23 protein-coding genes, 1 tRNA gene, 1 pseudogene and 1 riboswitch are annotated in these 21,965 nt (G+C 70.3%); of the genes and pseudogenes, 13 read left to right on the top strand and 12 right to left on the bottom strand.

Annotation, left to right across the window (positions count from 1 at the left end; genetic code table 11):
• Positions 1 to 129: 129 nt before the first annotated feature.
• The 5 genes from AB0H93_RS41065 to AB0H93_RS41085 form a co-directional block, all read right to left on the bottom strand.
• Positions 130 to 321, bottom strand: a complete 192-nt coding sequence (locus tag AB0H93_RS41065; RefSeq protein ID WP_358581588.1) for a hypothetical protein — start codon at positions 319 to 321, stop codon at positions 130 to 132.
• A gap of 58 nt (positions 322 to 379) precedes the next feature.
• Positions 380 to 706 carry a multidrug efflux SMR transporter gene (locus AB0H93_RS41070; protein WP_358581591.1) on the bottom strand — a complete coding sequence of 109 codons (327 nt, stop codon included), beginning with the start codon at positions 704 to 706 and terminating at the stop codon, positions 380 to 382.
• A gap of 2 nt (positions 707 to 708) precedes the next feature.
• Positions 709 to 1,098 carry a multidrug efflux SMR transporter gene (locus AB0H93_RS41075; RefSeq protein ID WP_358581594.1) on the bottom strand — a complete coding sequence of 130 codons (390 nt, stop codon included), beginning with the start codon at positions 1,096 to 1,098 and terminating at the stop codon, positions 709 to 711.
• Positions 1,095 to 1,646, bottom strand: coding sequence for a TetR family transcriptional regulator (locus AB0H93_RS41080; protein ID WP_358581597.1), 552 nt, complete (start codon positions 1,644 to 1,646; stop codon positions 1,095 to 1,097). The genes AB0H93_RS41075 and AB0H93_RS41080 overlap by 4 nt, the downstream gene beginning before the upstream one ends.
• A gap of 182 nt (positions 1,647 to 1,828) precedes the next feature.
• Complete coding sequence (locus tag AB0H93_RS41085; protein WP_358581600.1) at positions 1,829 to 2,176, bottom strand: hypothetical protein; 348 nt, start codon at positions 2,174 to 2,176, stop codon at positions 1,829 to 1,831.
• Between the two features lie 224 nt (positions 2,177 to 2,400).
• Between AB0H93_RS41085 and AB0H93_RS41090 the strand changes: the two genes are divergently transcribed.
• Together AB0H93_RS41090 and AB0H93_RS41095 are read left to right on the top strand one after the other, a co-directional pair.
• Complete coding sequence (locus AB0H93_RS41090) at positions 2,401 to 3,066, top strand: response regulator transcription factor (protein ID WP_358581603.1); 666 nt, start codon at positions 2,401 to 2,403, stop codon at positions 3,064 to 3,066.
• Positions 3,063 to 4,205, top strand: coding sequence for an ATP-binding protein (locus AB0H93_RS41095; RefSeq protein ID WP_358581608.1), 1,143 nt, complete (start codon positions 3,063 to 3,065; stop codon positions 4,203 to 4,205). The genes AB0H93_RS41090 and AB0H93_RS41095 overlap by 4 nt, the downstream gene beginning before the upstream one ends.
• A 125-nt stretch (positions 4,206 to 4,330) precedes the next feature.
• On the opposite strand, the gene AB0H93_RS41100 is transcribed toward AB0H93_RS41095, so the two are convergent.
• The 3 genes from AB0H93_RS41100 to AB0H93_RS41110 form a co-directional block, all read right to left on the bottom strand.
• Positions 4,331 to 4,405, bottom strand: a tRNA-Val gene (locus tag AB0H93_RS41100).
• A gap of 95 nt (positions 4,406 to 4,500) precedes the next feature.
• Positions 4,501 to 4,965, bottom strand: a complete 465-nt coding sequence (locus AB0H93_RS41105) for a peroxiredoxin (protein WP_093273006.1) — start codon at positions 4,963 to 4,965, stop codon at positions 4,501 to 4,503.
• A 127-nt stretch (positions 4,966 to 5,092) separates the two neighbouring features.
• Positions 5,093 to 5,527 (bottom strand): DUF3052 domain-containing protein, encoded by a 435-nt coding sequence (locus tag AB0H93_RS41110; protein ID WP_132488180.1) that lies wholly within the window; start codon positions 5,525 to 5,527, stop codon positions 5,093 to 5,095.
• Positions 5,528 to 5,837: 310 nt separating this feature from the next.
• Between AB0H93_RS41110 and aceE the strand changes: the two genes are divergently transcribed.
• Positions 5,838 to 8,576 carry a pyruvate dehydrogenase (acetyl-transferring), homodimeric type gene (aceE, locus tag AB0H93_RS41115; RefSeq protein WP_358581659.1) on the top strand — a complete coding sequence of 913 codons (2,739 nt, stop codon included), beginning with the start codon at positions 5,838 to 5,840 and terminating at the stop codon, positions 8,574 to 8,576.
• 62 nt (positions 8,577 to 8,638) lie between these two features.
• Here aceE and AB0H93_RS41120 read toward each other — a convergent pair whose 3' ends face one another.
• Both AB0H93_RS41120 and AB0H93_RS41125 read right to left on the bottom strand, forming a co-directional pair.
• Entirely contained in the window at positions 8,639 to 10,204 is a 1,566-nt protein-coding gene (locus AB0H93_RS41120; protein WP_358581611.1) for an alkaline phosphatase D family protein, read from the bottom strand.
• Positions 10,205 to 10,352: 148 nt separating this feature from the next.
• Positions 10,353 to 11,000, bottom strand: a complete 648-nt coding sequence (locus AB0H93_RS41125; protein WP_358581614.1) for a nicotinamide mononucleotide transporter family protein — start codon at positions 10,998 to 11,000, stop codon at positions 10,353 to 10,355.
• Between the two features lie 98 nt (positions 11,001 to 11,098).
• A riboswitch (FMN riboswitch) is annotated at positions 11,099 to 11,234 on the bottom strand.
• Between the two features lie 170 nt (positions 11,235 to 11,404).
• Between AB0H93_RS41125 and AB0H93_RS41130 the strand changes: the two genes are divergently transcribed.
• The 4 genes from AB0H93_RS41130 (at position 11,405) to AB0H93_RS41145 (ending at position 14,670) form a co-directional block, all read left to right on the top strand.
• Positions 11,405 to 12,586 (top strand): MFS transporter, encoded by a 1,182-nt coding sequence (locus AB0H93_RS41130; RefSeq protein WP_358581617.1) that lies wholly within the window; start codon positions 11,405 to 11,407, stop codon positions 12,584 to 12,586.
• A 102-nt stretch (positions 12,587 to 12,688) separates the two neighbouring features.
• Positions 12,689 to 12,922, top strand: a complete 234-nt coding sequence (locus AB0H93_RS41135; protein ID WP_358581620.1) for a DUF3263 domain-containing protein — start codon at positions 12,689 to 12,691, stop codon at positions 12,920 to 12,922.
• Positions 12,923 to 13,108: 186 nt separating this feature from the next.
• Positions 13,109 to 13,963 (top strand): NAD(P)H-binding protein, encoded by an 855-nt coding sequence (locus AB0H93_RS41140; RefSeq protein WP_358581623.1) that lies wholly within the window; start codon positions 13,109 to 13,111, stop codon positions 13,961 to 13,963.
• Between the two features lie 26 nt (positions 13,964 to 13,989).
• Complete coding sequence (locus AB0H93_RS41145; RefSeq protein WP_358581626.1) at positions 13,990 to 14,670, top strand: antibiotic biosynthesis monooxygenase; 681 nt, start codon at positions 13,990 to 13,992, stop codon at positions 14,668 to 14,670.
• 3 nt (positions 14,671 to 14,673) lie between these two features.
• Here AB0H93_RS41145 and AB0H93_RS41150 read toward each other — a convergent pair whose 3' ends face one another.
• Both AB0H93_RS41150 and AB0H93_RS41155 read right to left on the bottom strand, forming a co-directional pair.
• Positions 14,674 to 15,564, bottom strand: a complete 891-nt coding sequence (locus AB0H93_RS41150) for an N-acetylmuramoyl-L-alanine amidase (protein WP_358581629.1) — start codon at positions 15,562 to 15,564, stop codon at positions 14,674 to 14,676.
• A 136-nt stretch (positions 15,565 to 15,700) separates the two neighbouring features.
• On the bottom strand, positions 15,701 to 16,468 hold the full coding sequence (locus tag AB0H93_RS41155) for a hypothetical protein (RefSeq protein ID WP_358581632.1): 768 nt from the start codon (positions 16,466 to 16,468) through the stop codon (positions 15,701 to 15,703).
• A 295-nt stretch (positions 16,469 to 16,763) separates the two neighbouring features.
• Between AB0H93_RS41155 and AB0H93_RS41160 the strand changes: the two genes are divergently transcribed.
• The 6 genes and pseudogenes from AB0H93_RS41160 to AB0H93_RS41185 all read left to right on the top strand — a co-directional run.
• Positions 16,764 to 17,978, top strand: coding sequence for a helix-turn-helix domain-containing protein (locus tag AB0H93_RS41160; protein ID WP_358581635.1), 1,215 nt, complete (start codon positions 16,764 to 16,766; stop codon positions 17,976 to 17,978).
• Positions 17,979 to 18,173: 195 nt separating this feature from the next.
• Complete coding sequence (locus AB0H93_RS41165; RefSeq protein WP_358581638.1) at positions 18,174 to 19,094, top strand: ACP S-malonyltransferase; 921 nt, start codon at positions 18,174 to 18,176, stop codon at positions 19,092 to 19,094.
• Positions 19,091 to 20,071, top strand: a complete 981-nt coding sequence (locus tag AB0H93_RS41170; protein ID WP_358581641.1) for a beta-ketoacyl-ACP synthase III — start codon at positions 19,091 to 19,093, stop codon at positions 20,069 to 20,071. Before AB0H93_RS41165 ends, AB0H93_RS41170 begins: the two co-directional genes overlap by 4 nt.
• 69 nt (positions 20,072 to 20,140) lie before the next feature.
• Positions 20,141 to 20,380: an acyl carrier protein gene (locus AB0H93_RS41175; protein WP_242188891.1), complete on the top strand. Its 240-nt coding sequence runs from the start codon at positions 20,141 to 20,143 to the stop codon at positions 20,378 to 20,380.
• Complete coding sequence (locus AB0H93_RS41180; protein WP_358581645.1) at positions 20,377 to 21,621, top strand: beta-ketoacyl-[acyl-carrier-protein] synthase family protein; 1,245 nt, start codon at positions 20,377 to 20,379, stop codon at positions 21,619 to 21,621. The genes AB0H93_RS41175 and AB0H93_RS41180 overlap by 4 nt, the downstream gene beginning before the upstream one ends.
• Before the next feature lie 144 nt (positions 21,622 to 21,765).
• Positions 21,766 to 21,965, top strand: a pseudogene (locus AB0H93_RS41185) (acyl-CoA carboxylase subunit beta); the annotation flags it as partial.

Here is a 21,965-nt window from a genome sequence, read left to right on the forward strand (position 1 = left end):
TTAATAACATCGGCGCGGCTCCTCCCAACGGGGAGGAGCCGCGTCGCGTTTCAGCACCCAGGCCTCCGCACGGAACGAGGCGAAACCACAAGCGGCGCCGAGCAGCCGCGAACGGTGGCGCCGGCGGAGTCAGCCGAGCCGCACCGGCAGTTCGCCGAGGCCGCGCAACGCCATCAGCCGCCGGTGCGGCGCCTCGCCGTCCCTGACCAGCCCGGGCAGGCGCCGACCGACCGCCGCGAAGAACACCTCGCCCTCCAGCCTGGCAAGCGGCGCGCCGAGGCAGTAGTGCGCCCCCGAACCGAACGCGTGTTGCGGTCGCATCCGGCGCGCTCGGCCAGGCTTGGTGAACTCAGCCTCGAGGAACCCGGCTGCGGGGAGATCAGTGCGCCGCCTGCGCACCGAGTTCGACCACCAGCACGCCGCCGATGATGAGCGCGACACCGGCCGCCATGACCCACGTCAGCGGGTCGCGGAAGATGACGCGGCCGAGGATCGCGGTGAGCGCGACACCGCTCGCGGCCCAGATCCCGTAGGCGACCCCGACCGGCATGCCTTGCCCCAGCACGACGCCGAGCAACGCGAACGCGCAGACGTACCCCAGGACGACCGGCGCGATCCAGGCCTTCTTGGTGAAGCCTTCCGACGCCTTCATCGACAGGGTCGCGACGGTCTCCAGCCCGATGGCGCCGACGAGCAACAACCACATGATCACTCACCCCCCGAAGCGCTCAGCACGCCTTGCGGCTCGCCGGCCTGGTGCCGCGCGCGCTCGGCCCGCTGCGAACCCAGTTCGACCAGCAGGACCCCGCCGATGATCAGCACGATGCCCAGCCCGATCACCCAGGTCAGCGGGTCGCCGAAGATGATGGCCCCGAAGATCGCGGTCAACGCGACACCGGAAGCGGCCCAGATCCCGTAAACGGCCCCCACCGGCAGGCCGGTGGCCAGCACCTTCGCCACGAGGTAGAAGGCACCGACGTATCCGATCACCACGGGCACCAGCCACCACGGGTGCGCGAACCCGCCCATCGCCCGCAGGGACAACGTGCCGACGACCTCCAGCGCGATCGCGGCACCCAGCATCAGCAACCTGTTCATCCCCCCTGCTCCGTCCCGGTCGCCAGCCGTTCGATCCGGTCGATGACCGCGGCCCGCATGGCCTGGTCGTAGCCGGAGGTCCCGCTCGCATCGGCCATCCACAACCCGTCCGCGGCCAGCCGGGCCACGGCCATGTCGACGGACCGGGAGTCCGGAGCGAGCGCGGGCTCGTCCAGCCACCGGCGCAGCATCGCGCGCCACGGCGCGAGCCAGGCCTCCTCGTGCGCGGAGTCGACGAAGATCGCCAGATCCGCCTTGCCGCCGGCCGGTTCCACGGCGACGCGGCAGTAGGCGCGCACCCGCTCGGCAGCGGTGGCCTCGTCGAGGGGTTTGCCCAACTCGGCCAGCATCGCCTCCTCCCAGGCCGCGGTGATGTGCTCGGCCACGGCCACCCGCATCTGCTCCTTGGTGGCGAAGTGGTACATCAGCCCGGGCTTGCTCAATCCGGCCTCCTGGGCGGCGGCATCCAAGGTCAACCCGCCGATCCCACTGCGCTCGGCAACCCGCCGAGCGGCCTCGAGGATCGCTTTCTTAGAACTCGGCCTCATGCGAGTAACTTTACCATCCAGTTGGTAAAGTTACGATTCCAAGCTCCAGCGCCCCACCAGAACCACGGCGACCACGACACGACAAGCAGCAGCGACGACACGGCTCGTGGGGCCGAGGTCCACCTGGCCCCACGAGTCGTGTCGTCGGACATCTGCCTCAAGCGGTCATCGTGACCGCTGTCCTACTCGTCGAGCTCGATGGGCGGGGTCGACACGTCGTCGACCGGCTTCGCCGACTCGCCGGGCGTGCCGGGCGGCAACACCTCGGCCGGCCGGCATTCGATCGGCTTCGCCGGCACGGCGGGGGCGCCGGGCGGCAGCGGCGCGGTCGACACGTCGTCGACCGGCTTCGCCGGCACGGTGGGCGTGCCGGGCGGCAACACCTCGGCCGGCCGGCATTCGATCGCCGTGGTCGGCTTGCTGTCAGTGGCGGCCGGCGAGTTCGTGGTGCTGGCGAACGCGACTCCACCGGCACCGAGCATGATGGCCAGGCCGGCGACGACCGTCGCTACCTTCCGCGAGGACGACATGTGAGATTCCCTTCTGCATGCGGACATCGCTCCGGCGGTCGTACCGCCGGAGCAACCGCGGCAGCGGGCCGCGGCCTGGTCCCATCCAGCCAGACCGCGGTTATCGCCAGCGTCTGATGATCTCCATATGCCGACCGTATGTCCCGACGAGGATCATGTAGTCCTCGTGCCAGCCGGTGTCCGGCCGGCGTAGGCGGGTCACCTGAGGGCAGGAGGATGAACGCGTGCGGGTGCTGGTCGTGGAGGACGAAGCCTTCCTCGCCGAAGCATTGCAGGCCGGTCTTCGCCGCGAAGGCATGGCGGTCGACATCGCCGGCGACGGGGCGACAGCCCTGGAGAGCGTGGCGGTCAACGAATACGACGTGGTCGTGCTCGACCGCGACCTCCCCGGCGTGCACGGCGACGATGTATGCCGACGCGTGGTGGCCAGCCGACCCGGCTGCCGGATCCTCATGCTGACCGCGGCCGGCGGTCTGGCCGACAAGGTCGACGGGCTGCGTCTCGGCTCGGACGACTACCTGGTCAAACCGTTCGACTTCCCCGAACTCGTCGCCCGGCTGCACGCCCTGCGACGACGCGCCGCCGCAGCGCACCCTCCCGTGCTGACCTACGCCGACCTCCGGTTGGACCCCGCTCGCCGCGACGCCCGCCGCGGCGACCACTCCTTGCGGCTGACCCGGAAGGAGTTCGCCGTCCTGGAACTGCTCCTGCGCGCGGACGGGGCGGTGCTCAGCGCGGAACACCTGCTGGAGAAGGCCTGGGACGCCCACGCCGACCCGTTCACCAACGCCGTCCGCATCACCATCTCCACACTGCGACGCAAACTCGGCGACCCACCCATCCTGCACACCGCTACCGGGGTCGGCTACTACCTCGCCGCCACCGCGTGAGCATCCACGCCACGCTGCGGCGGAATCGGCTGTCCATCCGGCTGCGGCTCACCCTGCTCTACGGGGGCACGGTGCTGGCCTGCGGCATCGCGTTGCTGCTCACCGTGTACGCGCTGATGCGGTACATCCCGAGCTACGACCTGCAGCCCTCCACCCCCATGCCGGAAGCTGTGGTTCCGGCCATCCCTGCCGATGACATCGGACCGGCAATCGTCACGATCACCAGCAAAGACGACATCTTGATGACGCTGCTGCAACTGTCCGGCGTGGCGCTGATCGGGTTGGCCCTGATCTCGTTCCTGCTCGGCTGGGTCATCGCCGGGCGCATGCTCGCCCCCATCCACCGCATCACCCGGACGACACGCACCGTCGCAGGCCACTCCCTGCACGAACGCATCCACCTCGATGGCCCCCAGGACGAGTTCACCGAACTCGCCGACACCATCGACACGATGCTCGACCGGCTGCACGCCAGCTTCCAAGCCCAGCAACGCTTCGCCGCCAACGCATCGCACGAACTGCGCACCCCGCTGGCGACCACGCGAACCATGCTGCAGGTCGCCATCGCACACCCCCGCGACCACGATCTCGCCACCCTGGCACCCAAACTGCTGGCCACCAACGAACGCAGCATCGCAACCGTGGAAGCGCTGCTCGCCCTGTCCCGAGCCGACCACGGCATCCACGACGCAAAGCACGTCGACCTCACCTCAGTCGCGGCGCACGCGCTGGAACAGGTGCGAACCGAAGCAGGCGCCAGCCGGATCGCCGTGCGTGACGAGCTGCACCCGGTCACCGTGAACGGCGACGAGGACCTGCTCCACCACTTGCTGACCAACCTGCTGCACAACGCCATCCGGCACAACCGCACCGGTGGCACCGCACGACTGACCACCACCGCCCGGGACGGCACCGCCATCATCACCGTCACCAACACCGGCGAGCCCATCACATCCGAAGAAGCCAGCCGGCTGTTCGAGCCGTTCCACCGAATCCGCGCCCGCACTCACGCCAACGGACACGGCCTCGGCCTAGCCCTCGTACGCGCCATCGCTCACAGCCACCACGGTGCCGCCACCGCCACCCCCAACCCCGGCGGCGGACTGACCATCACCATCACCCTGCCCAGCGCCGGATAGTCCACCCCGCCGGGTCCCACCGACTGCGCAGGCGACCACAGTGGACGAACGGATCAAGATCATCCAGATGACATGCAAAAGCCCGTTGACCTGGTATTTCACCTCGGATCAACGGGCTGTGACGATGGTGGGCGCAGTAGGGTTCGAACCTACGACCCCTTGCTTGTAAGGCAAGTGCTCTTCCGCTGAGCTATGCGCCCTGCCGGTGGCCGTCCGGGTTCATCCGATCGGATCACTTCGGACACCCTACCGGTGTTTCGCGCCGTGTTCGGCACCCGGTCGGCCACCGCTTCGCTCAGGCCTTGAGCTCGGCGAGCGCCTTCTTCCAGACATCCTGGTCGCGGGCCTCACCCGGCTGGTTCACCTCGGCGAAGCGGACCTTGCCCTCGGTGTCGATCAGGAACGTGCCGCGGTTGGCCATGCCGGCCGCCTCGTTGAACACGCCGTAGGCCTTGGCGATCTCGCCGTGCGGCCAGAAGTCCGACAGCAGCGGGAAGGTGTAGCCCTCCTTCTCCGCCCAAGCCTTGAGCGCGAACGGCGAGTCGACGGACACGCCGAGGACCTGGACGTCGTCGTTCTGGAATTCGCCGAGGTCGTCCCGGACCTGGCACAGCTCACCCTGGCAGATGCCGCTGAACGCGAACGGGTAGAAGACCAGCAGCACGTTCTTCTTGCCGCGGAAGTCGGCCAGCGAGACCTTCTCCTTGTTGAAGTCCGGCAACGTGAAGTCCGGCGCCTGCGCGCCGACCTCGACCGTCATGAGGAATCCTCCTGATCGACGTGACCTTGTCATCGCCGAACCTACACCGAGCCGACCGCCGTGGGCACCGATGGCGAGCACCGGTGCCCACGGGGTGGACATGCGCACAGCGACTAGCGACGGCCGATCAGCGCCGGGCCTTCGCCTTGCGGTAGGCCAGCCTGGTACCCATCCAGCCCTCGCCGAGGCTGACCTTCCCCGTTTGGGCGAGGTTCGCCGTCGATGCCGCCTCTGAGATGTCGGCCGGCTCGACGTAGCCCTCCCGGCCGGTCTTCGGGGTCAGCACCCAGATGACCCCTTCATCTGACAGCGGCGTCATGGCATCGAGAAGCGTGTCCGTCAGGTCGCCATCCTCTTCGCGCCACCACAGCAGCACGACATCGACCACTTCGTCGGCATCTTCATCGAGGAGTTCGCTCCCGCAGCGCTCCTCGATCGCGGCTCGGACATCGTCATCGACGTCTTCGTCCCAGCCGAGTTCCTGGACAACCATCTCCGGCTCGATGTCGAGCCTCTCGGCGACGTCGGCTTCGCCTTTACCGGCGTCTCCCGCGGCGACCACGGTTTGCTCACTCCTCCAATGCACCGGTGCGACGACCCTTGGACGCCGCACACCTTCCAGATCTGGCGGATAGCGAACACTGCCGACCGCCATCCGCGCAACTGCTGACGGCACGACACGCCGTAGCAACGCGTTGGGATTCGACTCTAGACCGGCCGGCACGACATCAACAGCCTGGTTCGCCGTCGGTGTGCGCATCGGTGGCCGAGATGGTGGACCATGAGGGTGTCGGACATCACTGTCCGGCGCCCTGCCACGTCCACGACGTAGTCGAGGAGTTCCCTTGTCCCCGCTCAACAACGACGTCCCCATGCCCGCGCAGCGGGTGCGGGTCATCCGGGACGGTCTCGCCTCCCACCTGCCGGACATCGATCCGCAGGAGACCGAGGAGTGGTTGCAGTCCTTCGACTCGGTGCTGTCGGCCAACGGGCAGCAGCGCGCCCGCTACCTCATGCTGCGGCTGCTCCAGCGCGCCCGCGAATCCGGCGTCGGCGTCCCCTCGCTGACCAGCACGGACTACGTCAACACCATCCCCACCGAGCAGGAGCCGTGGTTCCCCGGCGACGAGGAGACCGAACGCCGCTACCGGGCGTGGATGCGGTGGAACGCCGCGATGATGGTGCACCGAGCGCAGCGGCCGGGCATCGGCGTCGGCGGCCACATCTCGTCCTTCGCATCCTCCGCCAGCCTCTACGAGGTCGGCTTCAACTGGTTCTTCCGCGGCAAGGACCACCCGGGTGGCGGTGATCACCTCTACATCCAGGGCCACGCCTCCCCCGGCATCTACGCCCGCGCGTTCCTGGAGGGCCGGCTGTCCGCCGACCGGCTCGACGGGTTCCGCCAGGAGTACTCGCACGCCGGTCCGGGCGGCGGCCTGCCGTCCTACCCGCACCCGCGGCTGATGCCGGACTTCTGGGAGTTCCCCACGGTCTCCATGGGCCTGGGGCCGATGAACGCGATCTACCAGGCGCGCTTCGACCGCTACCTGCACGACCGCGGCATCAAGGACACCAGCCAGCAGCGCGTGTGGGCGTTCCTCGGCGACGGCGAGATGAACGAACCCGAGTCGCGCGGGTTGCTGCAGGTCGCGGCCAACGACGGGCTGGACAACCTCACCTTCGTGATCAACTGCAACCTGCAGCAGCTCGACGGGCCGGTGCGCGGCAACGGCAAGATCATCCAGGAGCTGGAGGCGTTCTTCCGCGGCGCCGGCTGGAACGTGATCAAGGTGGTCTGGGGCCGCGAGTGGGACGCGCTGCTGCACTCCGACCGCGACGGCGCCCTGGTGAACCTGATGAACACCACCCCGGACGGCGACTACCAGACCTACAAGGCCAACGACGGGGCGTTCGTCCGGGAGCACTTCTTCGGCCGCGACCCGCGCACCAAGGAGATGGTCAAGCACCTCACCGACGACGAGATCTGGGGCCTGCGCCGCGGCGGCCACGACTACCGCAAGGTGTACGCGGCCTACAAGGCGGCCACCGAGCACCACGGCCAGCCGACCGTGATCCTCGCGAAGACGATCAAGGGCTACGGCCTCGGCCCGCACTTCGAGGGCCGCAACGCCACCCACCAGATGAAGAAGCTGACGCTGGACGACCTGAAGCTGTTCCGGGACAGCCTGCGGATCCCGATCAGCGACGAGGACCTCGACCCGTACCTGCCGCCGTACTACCACCCCGGGCAGGACGCGCCGGAGATCCAGTACCTGCAGGACCGGCGCCGGCAGCTGGGCGGCTACCTGCCGGAGCGGCGGGCGAAGGCCAAGCCGCTGGTGCTGCCCGGCGACAAGGTCTACGACGTGGTCCGGCGCGGCTCCGGCAAGCAGGAGGTCGCCACCACGATGGCGTTCGTCCGGCTGCTCAAGGACCTCGCCAAGGACCGCGAGATCGGGCCGCGGATCGTGCCGATCATCCCGGACGAGGCCCGCACGTTCGGCATGGACTCGATGTTCCCGTCGCAGAAGATCTACAACCCGCTGGGCCAGCTCTACACGCCGGTGGACTACCAGCTGATGCTGGCCTACCGGGAGAGCGAGCAGGGCCAGATCCTGCACGAGGGCATCAACGAGGCCGGTTCGACCTCGTCGTTCACCGCCGCGGGCACCAGCTACGCCACGCACGGCGAGCCGATGATCCCGGTCTACATCTTCTACTCGATGTTCGGCTTCCAGCGCACCGGCGACAGCTTCTGGGCGGCGGCCGACCAGATGGCGCGCGGGTTCGTGCTCGGCGCGACCGCCGGGCGGACGACGCTGACCGGTGAGGGCCTGCAGCACGCCGACGGGCACTCGCAGCTGATCGCCGCGACGAACCCCGCGGTGGTCGCCTACGACCCGGCGTGGTCGTTCGAGGTGGCGCACATCGTCAAGGACGGCCTGCGGCGGATGTTCGGCGAGAACGCCGAGGACGTCTTCTACTACCTGACCATCTACAACGAGCCGTACCAGCAGCCGGCCGAGCCGGCGGACCTGGACGTCGACGGGCTGCTGCGCGGCCTGTACCGGTACCAGGCCGCGCCGGGCGGCTCGGGGCCGCGGGCGCAGATCCTCTCGTCGGGCGTGATCATGCCGCTGGCGCTGAAGGCCCAGCAGATGCTGGCCGAGGAGTGGGGTGTGCAGGCCGACGTGTGGTCGGCGACGTCCTGGTCGCAGCTGCGGCGCGAGGCCGAGGCCGCCGACCGGCACAACCTGCTGCACCCGGAGGCGGAGCCGAAGGTGCCGCACGTCACCCGGGCGCTGGCGGACGCCGCCGGCCCGGTGGTCGCGGTCAGCGACTGGATGCGCGCGGTGCCGGACCTGATCCGGCCGTGGGTGCCCGGCGACATGGTCAGCCTCGGCGCCGACGGGTTCGGGTTCTCCGACACCAGGCCGGCCGCGCGGCGGGTGTTCCTGGTGGACGCGGAGTCCACAGTGGTCGCGACGCTGGCGGCGCTGGCCCGCACCGGACAGGTGGACAAGTCCAAGGTGGTCGAGGCGACCCGGCGCTACCGGCTGGACGACGTCCAGGCCGCGGGGCCGCAGACCTCGGATCCCGGCGTCGCCTGATAGAGGAACGGCCGCGGGGCGCTCGCCGGGTGGCGGGCGCCCCGCGGTGTCCGGGCGAGGGATCAGACCGCGTGCAGGCCCGGGTCGCGGTCCTGGGTGACGAAGCTGGCCGCCGTCGTCGCCGGGGCGCCGGCGCTGGAGACGTACGGCAGCACCCGGTAGTCGGCGCGGACCAGGTTCGGGGTGATCCGGGTTCGCACGTAGCCGCGGCGGGCGCTGTAGAAGTGCACGTGCTCGTTGGCGGCCTTGATCTTGTCGCCGCCCGCGTTCGTCTCCGAGCCGTCCCGGCCGGAGGTGACCGACGTGGTGGTGAGCTCCACGGCGACGTTGCGCGAGTCCGGGTCGTCGAAGTCGGCCTTGATGTCGGCGGCCCAGTGCGAGTGCACGTCACCGGTCAGCACCACGACGTTGCGGGCGGCGTCGAAACCGGCCTTGACCCGCTGGCGCGACGCCTGGTAGCCGTCCCAGGCGTCCATCGGCAGCACCTTCGCCGGGCCCGGATCGTGGTCCATCTGGGCGAACCAGACCTGCTGGCCGAGCACGTCCCACCGAGCGCGGGAGTCGCGCAGCCCGTCCAGCAGCCACACCTCCTGGTCGATCCCGGTGATGGTGCGCTGGGGGACGTGCAGGTCCGGGCCGTCCGGCTTGTTGCCGTCGCCGTACGCCTGGTCGTCGCGGTACTGGCGGGTGTCGAGCATGTGGAAGTTCGCCAGCGAACCCCACGCACGCCGCCGGTAGAGCTGCATGTTGATGCCGCCCGGCATCGACTCCCACCGCAGCGGCATGTTCTCGTAGTACGCCTGCAAGGCGTCGCGGCGCCGCTGGAGGAACGCCTGCCCCTGCGTCTCGGACTTGGCCTCCGGGATCTCGTCGGCCCAGTTGTTCTCCACCTCGTGGTCGTCGAAGACGACCAGCCAGGGGGCGACCGAGTGCGCGAGCTGGAGGTCCGGGTCGGTCTTGTACTGGGCGTGCCGCTGCCGGTAGCCGGCGAGCGTGACCGTCTCGGGGCCGTGCACCTCGCGCACGTCCTTGCTCGGGTTGGCAGCGTACTCGTACTGGTAGTCGCCCAAGTGCAGGATCAGGCCCGGCTCGTCCTCGGCCATCCGCCGGTAGGCGGTGAAGTAGCCCTCGCCGTAGTGCGCGCAGGAGGCGAAGCACATGGTCAGCTCGCCGAGCGCGCCCGGTGCCGGGGCGGTGCGGGTGCGGCCGACCGGCGAGATCTCGCCCCTGGCGCGGAACCGGTAGAAGTACTCCGTCCCCGGGCGCAGGCCGTTGGCCTCGACGTGCACGCTGTGCGCCGACCGCGGTGCCGCGTCGACGTGCCCGCGCTGCACGACGTGCCTGAACCGCTCGTCGGTGGCGACCTCCCAGTCGACCTTGATCTCCTGGTTCGGCATCCCGCCGAGACCGTCCTCGGCGAGCGGGTCACGGGCCAGTCGTGTCCACAGCACCACGCCGTGCGGCAGCGGCTCGCCGGAGGCGACGCCGAGGGTGAACAGCTGGCCGGGCCGGGTCGGCCTGCCGACACCGCGGAGCTCCGCCGCCGAGGCCGGGAGGGCGGGCGCTGCGGCGGCGAGCGCGGCCCCGCCCACCAGGACCGAACGACGGGACAACGGACTTCCGGACACCTGGACTCCTCACCACGGGCGTTGATCGCCAGCAATCTTCGCCCGGGGAGTCGAACGGCCGGGCGCACCCGCATGGCCGCCGGATGAACACGCCACGCCGGTCCCGCACAGGTGATCCGCGGCGGCGCAGTTTCAATTGAAACTGCGGTCAGCCCGCGACGGCGGCGCTCTCGCGGGTGCGCTGGACGCGTGCCGTGCGGTTCCAGCTCCACCAGCCGTGGACCACCAGCGCCGCGAAGACGACGTAGATCGCCGCGCTGAAGTACAGGCCGGAGGCGATCTGCAGCGGCACGCCGACCGCGTCGACGGCCAGCCAGACCAGCCAGAACTCGACGAGGCCGCGGCCCTGCGCCCAGAACGCGACCAGGGTGCCGATGAAGATCCAGGCGTCCGGCCACGGGGCCCACGAGGCGTCCAGCGCGGACAGCAGCAGCGCGAACGCGGAGGTGCCCAGCGCCAGCGCGGAGATCAGCACGAGCCGTTCGAGGATGCTGGCCTTGCGCACCACGACGCCGTAAACCGGGTCGCTGCGCCGGTTCCAGGCCCACCAGCCGTAGAAGGAGATCAGCAGGATCATCACCTGCCGGATGGCCAGCCCGCCCAGGTGAGCGGAGGCGTAGACGGCGAACAGCAGCACCGTCGCGGACACCTGCACCGGCCAGGTCGAGAGGGTTCTGCGTTGCGCGAGGAAGACGACGGCGAGCGCGCACAGCTGCCCGACCAGTTCCGCCCAGGAGATCTTCTGGCCCAGCACGGTGAACCCGTTGTCGAGCACCCATTCCGCGATTGCCTGCACGCCCGCTCCTCCCGCCGGATGCGAACGCACCGGGGTACACGCGGGAAGCCGACGTCGACGACCGCCGGCCCGACACGCCGACGGCCGATCGCGGCCGCCCGTGCGCTGCCTCTCATCCGGACTTTCACCGTCGGTCCCGGAATTCCACCGGATCGGCCGACACCTCCGCGTGGAGGCGCCGGTTCGCGGACTTTCACCGCCGGTTCGGATTTTCACCGACCCCGGAGCGCACGACTTCGTTCGATCTGCTCAACATCGTGCGCCCGGAGATCTGTTCCGCACCCGATACGTGGGCTGGATCACAGGATCGACCCATCCGGAAAACCGGTTGCGCCCGGTCGGCGCACCGATGATCGTTGCCTCGTGACAGCACTTCCCGGACGTCTGGAAGCAGCCCCGCCGGCATGAGTCGGCCGCTCGTCCTGCTGTTGGCGCTGACCTGCGGCGTGGCCGTGGGCAACATCTACTTCCCGCAGGCGATCAGCCCGCTGATCGCCGCCGGCCTGCAGGTGTCGCCGGAATCGGCCGCGCTGGCGGTGACGGCGGCGCAGTTGGGCTACGCGGCCGGGATCTCCCTGCTGGTTCCGCTCGGCGACCGGATCCCGCACCGCCCGCTGATCGTCGCCCTGCTCGGGCTCACCGGGATCGGCCTGCTCGTCGCAAGCGCCGCGACCGCGCTGCCGGCCCTGGTCGGCACGAGCGTCCTCGTGGGCGTGACGACCGTGATCGCGCCCATCATCGCTCCCATGGCGGCCGGGCTGGTGGCCGACGACCGGCGCGGATCGGTCACCGGCGTGCTGCTGAGCGGCTCGATCGGCGGGATGCTGCTGGCCCGTGCGTTCGGCGGAACCATCGGGGAATGGCTGAGCTGGCGGGCGCCCTACGCGGTGGCCGGAGTGCTCGCGCTGCTCGCCGCGACCGCCTTGGCCTTCTCGCTGCCGACGACGGTCCCGGCATCCCGGCAGCGGTATCCGGCGCTGCTGGCCGAATCGCTGCGGCTGCTGCGCGCCGAGCCCGAACTGCGCCGCTCCTGCTTCTACCAGGCGACGATCTTCGCCGGTTTCACCGCCGTCTGGACCGGCGTCGCGCTGCTGCTGACGGGCCCGGTGTACGGCCTGGGCACGTCGGCGGTCGGGGCGCTCGCCCTGGTCGGCGCGGCGACCATGATCTGCACGCCGCTCGCAGGGCGGCAGGCGGACCGCCGGGGGCCCGATCCGGTCAACCTCGTCTGCATCCTCGGCGTGATCGCGGCCGCCGCCGTCCTCGCGGTCGGCAGCCTCGGCGGCGCGCTCGGCCTGGCGGCACTGGTGGTCGGCACGCTGCTCCTCGACGTCGCGATGCAGTCCGGCATGGTCGCCAACCAGGTGCGGATCTTCGCGCTGCGCCCCGAGGTGCGCGGCAGGCTCAACGCGGCCTACATGACGTGCGCGTTCCTCGGCGGCAGCTTCGGTTCCTGGCTCGGGGTGCGCACCTACTCCCGGTTCGGGTGGCCGGGTGTCTCGGTGCTCTTGGCGCTGCTGGCGGGGCTTGCGCTGACCCGCCACCTGTCCCACCGGCGACGTGCCGTCGCGGCTCGTTTGCCCTGAGTGACAACGAAATTCCCGCGCGACGAACCGGGATGGCCGATCGAACACGCGTGCCCCGGCCGGTAGACTCGATCGGCAGCAACTCGAAGGGGGCACGCCGGGATGAACGACACCGATCGCGCCATCCTCGACTTCGAGCTGGAGCACTGGCACTACCAGGGCAACAAGGAACGGGTCATCCAGGAGCGCTTCGGCTTCTCCCCGAACCGCTACTACCAGCGACTGAACCGCCTGCTGGACGAGCCCGAGGCGCTCCAGCAGCAGCCGGCCCTCGTCAAGCGCCTCCAGAGCCGCCGCGACCAGCGGGCCCAGCACCGCGCCGCCAGGGGCGCTTGACCGAACACCTTCGGACGATCTCCCAGCCCTCCGCCTCGGCCCGCACGCCGACGGGGTGGATTTCCGCTTCCGCCTGAAATCGGGGCTCCTCAAGCCCAGCCTCATCCATCTCCCGTGATCACGCTCACGCTTATCGAAGTACAATGAACGTTGCACTTATTGCCATGATCGTTGTACTTTTCATCCGTGATCAACGAGAAGGTCCTGGTGATCGGCGCCTCCGGCAAGGTCGGACGGCAGGCCGTCACCCTCCTGCAGAACGCCGGCGCCGAAGTCCGCGCGATGGTCCGGAATCCCGCAGCCGCCGAGCTCCCCGATGCGACGGAGGTGGTGCGCGGCGATCTGACCGACCTGCCCTCGCTGCACTCCGCCCTGGACGGAATCGACTCCGCGTTCCTGATCTGGCCGATGGCCTCCGTCCCGGCAGATCCGGCCGTCGTCGAAGCGATCGAGGAGCACGCCCGCCGGATCGTCTTCCTGTCCTCGGCGGCGGTGCGCGACGACGTGGCGGAGCAGGTCGGCCCCATCGCCGGTTTCCACCACGCCGTCGAGCACCAGATCGAGCGCTCCGGTCTCGAATGGACATTCCTCCGCCCATACGCGTTCGCGTCCAACACGCTGGCCTGGACGCCGGAGATCCGCCGCGGCGACGTCGTGCGCGGGGCCTTCGGGGCGGCGTCCATGACACTGATCCACGAGCACGACATCGCCTCGGTCGCGGCACACGTGCTCACCAACGGCGGATTCAGCCGGACCAAGCACACGCTCACCGGGCCGGAGCTGATCACGCAGGCGGAACAGGTGCGCACCATCGGCGAAGTGCTCGGCCGACCGCTGCGCTGGGAAGAGATCACCCCGGAGGAAGCGCTGCCCAAGATGTTCCCCGGCATGCCCACCTCGGTCGCCGAGTCCGCCCTCGACGGCTACGCCGAGATGGTCCGGCGGCCCGGCCCGATCACCTCCGCGGTACCCGACATCACCGGGTTACCGGCACGAACCTTCCGGCAGTGGGTCGACGACCACGCCGAGGACTTCCGCTGAACCCCGACCACTTCCAGGAGGACGGAATGACCAGCACGGCTTCCCTGCCCGACATCGTCCGCGCGGACGCGGGCCTGGTGCTCATGAGCGAGTGGACCGTGGGAACACCGGAGCGCCAGCAGGCCGCCACCGCGGCCGCCATGTCCGTGTGGGACCACCTGGCCTGGCCGGATGGGCTGCTTTCCTACAGCTGCTTGACGAGCACCGACGGCGACACCCTGCTCCACTACTCACAGTGGACGGACGCTGCGGCGCACGCCGGGTTCAAGCGGAGCGATCCGCCGGAGCGGGTCCAGCAGATCTTCGCGGAAGTCCCCGGGATCGAGCGCCACGGCGTGGTCGAATACCAGCGCTACCGCAGCCTCGTGCTGGGCGACGGGCGGTCCGGCTGCGTGGTCGCCGTCTCCTTCGAGACCGACGGCCACGAAACCGCGCGCCACTTCGTCGACACCCTGCTGGACGAGCAGCCGGGCTTGGCGCAACGCACCGACGTCGAACCGCCGGCCGGGATGCTCGCCAACCACTTCCACATCAGCGCCGACGGCACTCGGGTCGTCAACTACGCCGAGTTCGCCGACGAGGACGCGCACCGCCGGATCGTCGCGAGCGACCTGCGCGACGGCGACGACGTTCCGCAGCTCATCTCCACGACACCCGGGCTGCGCCTGCTCGGGTTCAAGCGGTTCCACCGGTGGCGGACCCGCTGATCGCTACGCCTGCGGGCGCTGGGCGTACTGCTCCGGGGTGAGTTGGCGGTCCTGCTGGATCCGCACCAGTTCCGCCAGCAGCGGCGCGGCCTGGTCCGGCGGGAGCGCCTGGAACGCCGCCTTGATCGCTTCCGCGTCGGCCCCCTGCCCCTGCGCCGGAGCCGTCGGGGCCTGCTGCTTCGCCACCACCTCGTTGACGAGGTCGACGAGCATCGCGACGATCGTGCGCGGGCCGATCTCGGTCTGCCAGCCCTGGATCTCGCCCTTCGGCCCGCGGGGGCCGAGCAGCTCGTGTTCCAGGCGGCGCAGAATCGCGTCCTGCTCCGGGTTCATCACGTCCTCCTGATCCCTCTTGCCGAGTTCGGCGCGGAACTGGTCCATGTCGACGTGACCTGGGTCGATCTTGCCGGTGACGCTGGTCTCCTTGTGGCCGCGCGCGGCGTCCATCGGGCGCCCGAGGTGGTTGAGCACCGCGGTGGTCGCCTTGAGCGCCGCCTGGTACTGCTCCGGGCTGGGCCCTTGGACCACGCCCTGGTAGTCCCATTCGAACCCGACGTAGAGGGTGTTGCCGTCGCCCTCGGGGTTCGGCCCGGAGGCCTTCGCCTTGCCGGCGTGGTTGGCCCGACCGGCGGCGATCATGTGCACGACCCCGTCGAAGCCGATCACCGCGTGGCACAGCGGCCCCGCCAGGTCGGGGCGTCCGTCGATGCACAGCTGCACGCTCGGCGCGGGGTTCTCGTATGACGCCGGTGTCGCGGTGTGGTGTTCCAGCACGCCGACCGGAGCGGGCTGCGACCCCGAGGTGGCGGTGCGGTCCCGCCAGCCGTCGGTCTCGACCACCGTCAGCCCGGCCGCGCGCAACACGTCCGCGAGCCAGACGAGAGGCAGAGCCACTACTGATCACCTCCCGGCTTGATCCGTTCTCCCATGGTGTCGCGACCGCGCGCGGGCGACCACGGCCAAGTGCGTGAAAAAGGCCGGGACCCACCCACCGGGTGAGTCCCGACCTCCGGCTAGGCGCGGCGCGCGGTCACGCGTGGCCGCTCACGCCCGCGTCGCCGGTCTCCGGCTTCGCGCCGTTCTTGCCGTTCTCCGCCGGGCCGCCGGCGGGACCGGAAGAGCCAGTTGAACCGGAAGAGCCGGAGAACTGGGCCTCGGCGCTGTCCAGCCACCGGCCCCAGCGCTGCTGCATCGGCTTGATCAGGCCGCCGCCGACGCCGACGATGATCACGCCGGCCAGCGCGGCCAGCGCCGCGATCAGCACCGGGGTGGTCACGGTGAGGGCGATGCCGAGCTGGTTGAGCGCGGCGATCACGCCAAGGGCGACGATGAACCCGAAGGTGACCTTGGCCAGCACCGGCCCGATCGGACGGCTGCCCAGCGCGCCGCGGATCAGGTCGCCGACGGCGCGGCCGATCGCCGCGGCCACCAGCACCAGCACGATCGCCACCACGATCCGCGGCAGGAACAGCACCACCGTGTCGATCAGGTCCTTGATCGCGTTTGGCCCGAAAACGCCCAGCGCCAGCTGCACGAAAATGAGCAGGATGAAGTAGTAGACCAGTTTCACCAGCAGGCCGGAGATGTCGATGTTCGATTTCGACGTCATTTCACCGAGCCCGGACTTCGCCAGCAGCCGGTTGAAACCGAGCCGGGCGAACACGATCTGGATCGCCTTGCCGATCGCCTTCGCGATCAGCCAGCCGACCAGCACGATGATGAGGAATACGACCAGCTTCGGGACGAAGGTCGCAATTGCGACCCACGCCTCTGCGAGTCCCTGCTGGAGAGCTCCCACTTGAATTCACCTCGATAGAACAAAACCCGATTCGCGTGTGCCGGAGATCGTTTCCTGCGACGGCTTTACCGGCAACCGCGACAGGCCCCTCGAAAGGGCGATTCATTTCCCTCGATCGGGTCGATGCCGACGAAGGCGGCCGCCCCGACCGTGGGATCAGCCGTCCGCGGCGGCCCGAGCCCCGACGGCACCGCAACGCCGTTCCCCCGGGCCCGGGCCCCGGCGCGTTGTGAGCCGGCCCGCACCGCCGGCTGCTGGCCGCCGGAGCTGATCGGCGGCATGCGATTCTGGAGGCATGAGTACCGAACGCGCAGGTGAGCGGGATACCGGTACGCAGCGTCAGCTCTCCGCCGCCACGCTCCGCCGCCTCGAACGGGGCACCGGCGGGCTGGCCAGCGCCAGCGTCAGCGCGATGGAACAGCGCCTGCCCTGGTTCCGGCGGTTGCCCGCCGACCAGCGGGCGAGCGTGCTCCTGGTGACCCAGACCGGCGCCACCAACTTCGTGGCGTGGCTGCAGGACCCGACCGAGGCGATCCGGCTGACCGCCGAGGCCTTCCGCGCCGCGCCCCGGGACCTGTCCCGGTGGGTCAGCCTGCGGCAGACCCTGGAGCTGGTCCGGGTGGCGATCGACGTGCTCGAACAGCAGCTGCCGGAGCTGGCCTCCGAGGAGCACGAGCGCATCCTGCTGACCGAGTCGATCCTGCGCTACACCCGCGAGATCTCCTTCGCGGCCGCCACTTCGTACGCCGCGGCGGCGGAGGCCCGCGGCGCGTGGGACGCGCGGCTGGAAGCGCTGGTGGTCGACGGCATCGTGCGTGGCGACGCCGAGGAGTCGCTGCTCTCCCGTGCCGCCGCGCTCGGCTGGGAGCCCTCGTCAGAAGCGACCGTGCTGGTCGGCAACGCCCCGTCCGACGACCCGCCGACCATCGTCTACCAGGTGCGCAGCCGCGCGGCGCGGGTCGGCTGCCCGGTGCTGCTCGGGGTGCAGGGCACCCGGCTGGTGGTGGTCTTCGGCGGCCCTGGCGACGCGCGCACCAACGAGGAGGCGGCCAAGCGGCTGTCCGAGGCGTTCGACGACGGGCCGGTCGTGGTCGGGCCGACCATGCCGAGCCTGGCCGAGGCGCACCGGTCGGCCGGCGACGCGATGTCCGCGCTGCGGGCCGTGGTGGCGTGGCCGACCGCCCCGCGCCCCGTGCCCTCCGGCGACCTGCTGCCGGAGCGGGCGCTGGCCGGTGATCCGGAGGCCGAGCGGCAACTGGTCGAGCGGATCGTGCTGCCGCTGGTGGACGCCGGCGGCGCGCTGATGGAGACCGTCGACACCTACCTGGAGGTCGGCGGCGTGCTGGAGAACTGCGCTCGGCAGCTGTACGTGCACCCGAACACGGTCCGGTACCGACTGCGTCGAGTGGCGGAACTCACCGGCCACACGCCGTCCAACGCCCGCGACGCCCACGTCCTGCGGGTCGGCCTCGCCGTGGGCAGGCTGGCCAAGTCCCGCGGCCTCTGGTGACGCGGTGATCACGCGCCGCAACAGGGCTTTACCGGTGTTCACCGATCGGTCACCAACCGGACACAGCCGACAACGATTCGCCTCCTGCCCGGGTTCCCCCACCCCCGCGCTTGTAGACACTCCACAACTTTGCGGTCCGGACTTCGTCTCTGTCGACATCACCTCGATCGCACCCGGACGTGTTCAGTAGCAAGGGTGATCGCGCTTCTAGCCCCCGGACAGGGGTCGCAGACCCCAGGGATGTTGAACCCGTGGCTCGAACTGGACGGCGTCGCCGAACGCATCGCCGCCTGGTCCGAGTCGACCGGCCTCGACCTGCTCCGCCTCGGCACCACCGCCGCAGCGGACGAGATCAAGGACACCGCGGTCACCCAGCCACTGGTGGTGGCGCTGTCGCTGATCGCCGCCGACGAGCTGCGCCGCCGGGTGACGATCCCGGCGGGCACGCCGGTCGCCGGGCACTCCGTCGGTGAGCTGGCCGCCGCCGCCATCGCCGGCGCCCTGACCTTCGACGACGCGGTCTCGCTCGCCGCCGTGCGCGGCCGGGAGATGGCCGCCGCGTGCGCGCTGGAGCCGACCAGCATGTCCGCCGTGCTCGGCGGGGATGCGGACGACGTGGTCGCCCACCTCGAGCGGCTCGGCCTGGACCCGGCCAACCGCAACGGCGCGGGCCAGATCGTCGCCGCCGGGCGGGTGCCCGCCCTCGAAGAGCTCGCGGCCGAACCGCCGGCCGGCGCCCGGGTGCGGCCGCTGCCGGTGGCCGGCGCCTTCCACACCCGCTTCATGGCACCCGCGCGGGAAAGCCTGGCCCAGCACGCGGAGAAGGTGACCGCCACGGACGCCGCGCTGCCGCTGCTGTCCAACGCCGACGGCGCGGTCGTCACCGACGCCGCCGAGATCGTGAGCCGCCTCGTCTCGCAGGTGACCAGCCCAGTGCGCTGGGACAGCTGCATGGCGGCGCTGGCCGACCGCGGTGTCGAGGCCGTGGTGGAGTTCCCGCCCGCCGGAACCCTCAGCGGCCTGGTGCGCCGCGAACTCAAGGGCGTCAAGGCCGTCGCTCTGAAGACCCCTGCCGACCTGGACAAGGTCGCCGATCTGCTCGGGAGCGACGCGTGACGCGACCCCGCCTCACCCAGAACCCCATTCCGGCCGCCACCCGGCTGCTCGGCTTCGGGAGCACGCAGGGCAACCGGATCGTCACCAACGACGACCTGGCCAAGATCGTCGACACCAACGACGAGTGGATCCGGCAGCGCGTCGGCATCATCCACCGCCGCCTCGGCGACGACGACCAGACCGTGGTCAGCATGGCCGTCGAGGCCGGCGCCAAGGCGATCGCGAACGCGGGCCTCGCACCGTCCGATGTGGACCAGGTGATCGTCGCCACGTGCACCATGCAGGGCGGCATCCCCAACGCCGCGGCCCAGGTCGCCGACCAGATCGGCATCAAGGCCAAGAGCGCCTACGACCTCAACGCCGCCTGCGCCGGGTTCGTCTACGCGCTGTCCGTGGCCTCGGACGCGGTGCGCTCCGGATCGGCCCGCAACGTGCTGGTGATCGGCTCGGAGCGGTTCCAGGAATGGCTGGACTGGGAAGACCGCGCGAACTGCATCATCTTCGCCGACGGTGCCGGTGCCGCGGTGGTCGGACCGGCCGAGGAGCCGGAGCTCGGCCCGGGCGTGCTGGGCAGCGCCGGCGACCTGGTGGACACCATCTACCTGCGCGATGCCAAGTACATCTACCAGGAGGGCCAGTCGGTCTTCCGGTGGGCGACCACGCAGATCGCGCCGGTGGCGGCCCGGGCCGTCGAGGCGGCCGGGCTCCAGCTGTCCGATGTGGACGTCTTCGTGCCGCACCAGGCGAACCTGCGGATCGTCGAGGCGATCGCGAAGAAGCTGAAGTCGCAGGGTGCCCGTGACGACCTCGTGGTCGCGCGTGACATCGTCTACTCCGGCAACACGTCGTCGGCATCCATCCCGCTGGCCATCGACCACATGCGGGCGGCTGGGGAGATCCCCAGCGGTGCCGTGATGCTGCTCGTGGGCTTCGGAGCCGGGCTGTCGTACGCGGCCCAGGTCGCCATCTGCCCCTGAGCCCATCCCAAAGCTGCCGCAGGCCACCGGCTCGCGGTGCGGAACGCAAGAACCAGGAAGGAACTACCCGTGTCGAACGAGGAAATCACCACCGGTCTCGCCGCCATCGTCGAGGAGGTCGCCGGTGTCGACGCCGCCGACGTGACCATCGACAAGTCCTTCGTCGACGACCTGGACATCGACTCGCTGTCCATGGTGGAGATCGCCGTGCAGGCGGAGGACAAGTTCGGGGTCAAGATCCCGGACGACGAGCTGGCCAACCTCAAGACCGTCGGTGATGCGGTGGACTACATCACGAAGAACGCATGACCACGGATGTCGTGATCACCGGGCTGGGCGCGACGACACCGCTTGGCGGTGACGTCGCGTCCACCTGGGACGGATTCGTCAACGGCGCCAGCGGCGTCCGCCGGCTGGAAGCCGAGTGGGTGGACCGGCTCGAACTCCCGGCCAAGATCGGCGCCCCGCTGCTGGTCGACCCGAGCGAGGTGCTGCCCCGCGTCCAGCTGCGGCGCATGGACCGCTGCGAGGCGATCGCCGTGATCGCCGCCCGCGAGGCCTGGGCCGACGCCGGGTTCGAGCTGCCCACCGACGACAACGAGCCGGTCGATCCGGACCGGCTGGGCGTGTCGCTGGGCACCGGCATCGGCGGACCGGTCACGCTGCTCCAGCAGAACGAACTGCTGCAGCAGCAGGGGCTGCGCAAGGTTTCGCCGCTGACCGTACCGATGCTGATGCCCAACGGCCCGGCCGCGATGGTCAGCCTGGACGTGCGGGCCCGCGCCGGGGTGCACTCCCCCGCATCGGCCTGCGCCTCGGGCGCCGAGGGCCTGGCCAAGGGCTTCGAGATGATCCAGCAGGGGCATGCCGACGTGGTGGTGGCCGGTGGTGCGGAGGCCTGCATCCACCCGATCACCATCGCCGGTTTCGCCCAGGCCCGGACCCTGAGCACCCGCAACGACGACCCGGAGCGGGCCTCCCGCCCGTTCGACGTCGACCGCGACGGGTTCGTGATGGGCGAGGGCGCCGGCGTGGTCGTCCTGGAGAGCGCGGAGCACGCCAAGGCGCGCGGCGCGCGGATCTACGGCCGGCTGGCGGGCGTGGGCATCACGTCCGACGCCTACCACATCACCGGCAGCCCGCCGGACGGCCGCGGCCAGGTCGGCGCGATGCGCAAGGCCCTGCAGACCGCGGGCCTGCAGCCGTCGGACATCGGGCACGTGAACGCGCACGCGACGTCCACCGTGGTCGGTGACATCGGCGAGGCGAACTCGGTGCGCAAGGCGATCGGCGACGGCGCGGTGGTCACCGCGCCGAAGGGCTCGCTGGGTCACCTGGTCGGCGGGGCCGGCGCGGTCGAGAGCATCCTGACGATCCTCTCGCTGCAGCGCGGCATCATCCCGGCGACCCGGAACCTGGAAACGATCGACCCGAAGATCGAGATCGACGTGGTCGCCGACAAGCCGCGGCACGTCGAGCAGACGGCAGCGATCAACAACGCCTTCGGCTTCGGTGGGCACAACGTCGCGCTCGCCTTCGCCAGGGCATGACCGTCGCGCAAAGGACGGGCTGGGCGTCCGCTCAGCCCGTCCTTTAGCGCTCTGCGGTACTACAACCGCACACGGTCGGCCGCCGTCAGCGGCGCCAATCAAGCCCACGGCGGCCTTCCCAACACCGAGCTTCCGGAGGATCCGATGACCGCAGTGGCCACCCGGCCGGAAACCGAGCAGGCGCAACGGGATCCGCGCGACCCCGACGTGCGGCTGGAGCAGCTGCTCGACCCGGAGTCGGTCGAGCCGCTGCACCCCCGCGACAACAGCGGGATGTACGCGGTGCGCGGTCGCATCGACGGCACGAGGGTGATCGTCTACTGCAGCGACGCCACCAAGATGGG

Origin of the sequence: Saccharopolyspora sp. NPDC050642, from assembly GCF_040654735.1 — a bacterium.
Lineage (GTDB): Bacteria > Actinomycetota > Actinomycetes > Mycobacteriales > Pseudonocardiaceae > Saccharopolyspora > Saccharopolyspora elongata.

Coding starts and splice junctions, on each gene's coding strand:
- AB0H93_RS41070 (WP_358581591.1), bottom strand. CDS start 706: ATGTGGTTGTTGCTCGTCGGCGCCATCGGGCTGGAGACCGTCGCGACC.
- AB0H93_RS41080 (WP_358581597.1), bottom strand. CDS start 1,646: ATGAGGCCGAGTTCTAAGAAAGCGATCCTCGAGGCCGCTCGGCGGGTT.
- AB0H93_RS41180 (WP_358581645.1), top strand. CDS start 20,377: ATGACCACGGATGTCGTGATCACCGGGCTGGGCGCGACGACACCGCTT.
- AB0H93_RS41065 (WP_358581588.1), bottom strand. CDS start 321: ATGCGACCGCAACACGCGTTCGGTTCGGGGGCGCACTACTGCCTCGGC.
- AB0H93_RS41105 (WP_093273006.1), bottom strand. CDS start 4,965: ATGACGGTCGAGGTCGGCGCGCAGGCGCCGGACTTCACGTTGCCGGAC.
- AB0H93_RS41130 (WP_358581617.1), top strand. CDS start 11,405: ATGAGTCGGCCGCTCGTCCTGCTGTTGGCGCTGACCTGCGGCGTGGCC.
- aceE (WP_358581659.1), top strand. CDS start 5,838: ATGCCCGCGCAGCGGGTGCGGGTCATCCGGGACGGTCTCGCCTCCCAC.
- AB0H93_RS41085 (WP_358581600.1), bottom strand. CDS start 2,176: ATGTCGTCCTCGCGGAAGGTAGCGACGGTCGTCGCCGGCCTGGCCATC.
- AB0H93_RS41135 (WP_358581620.1), top strand. CDS start 12,689: ATGAACGACACCGATCGCGCCATCCTCGACTTCGAGCTGGAGCACTGG.
- AB0H93_RS41075 (WP_358581594.1), bottom strand. CDS start 1,098: ATGAACAGGTTGCTGATGCTGGGTGCCGCGATCGCGCTGGAGGTCGTC.
- AB0H93_RS41160 (WP_358581635.1), top strand. CDS start 16,764: ATGAGTACCGAACGCGCAGGTGAGCGGGATACCGGTACGCAGCGTCAG.
- AB0H93_RS41145 (WP_358581626.1), top strand. CDS start 13,990: ATGACCAGCACGGCTTCCCTGCCCGACATCGTCCGCGCGGACGCGGGC.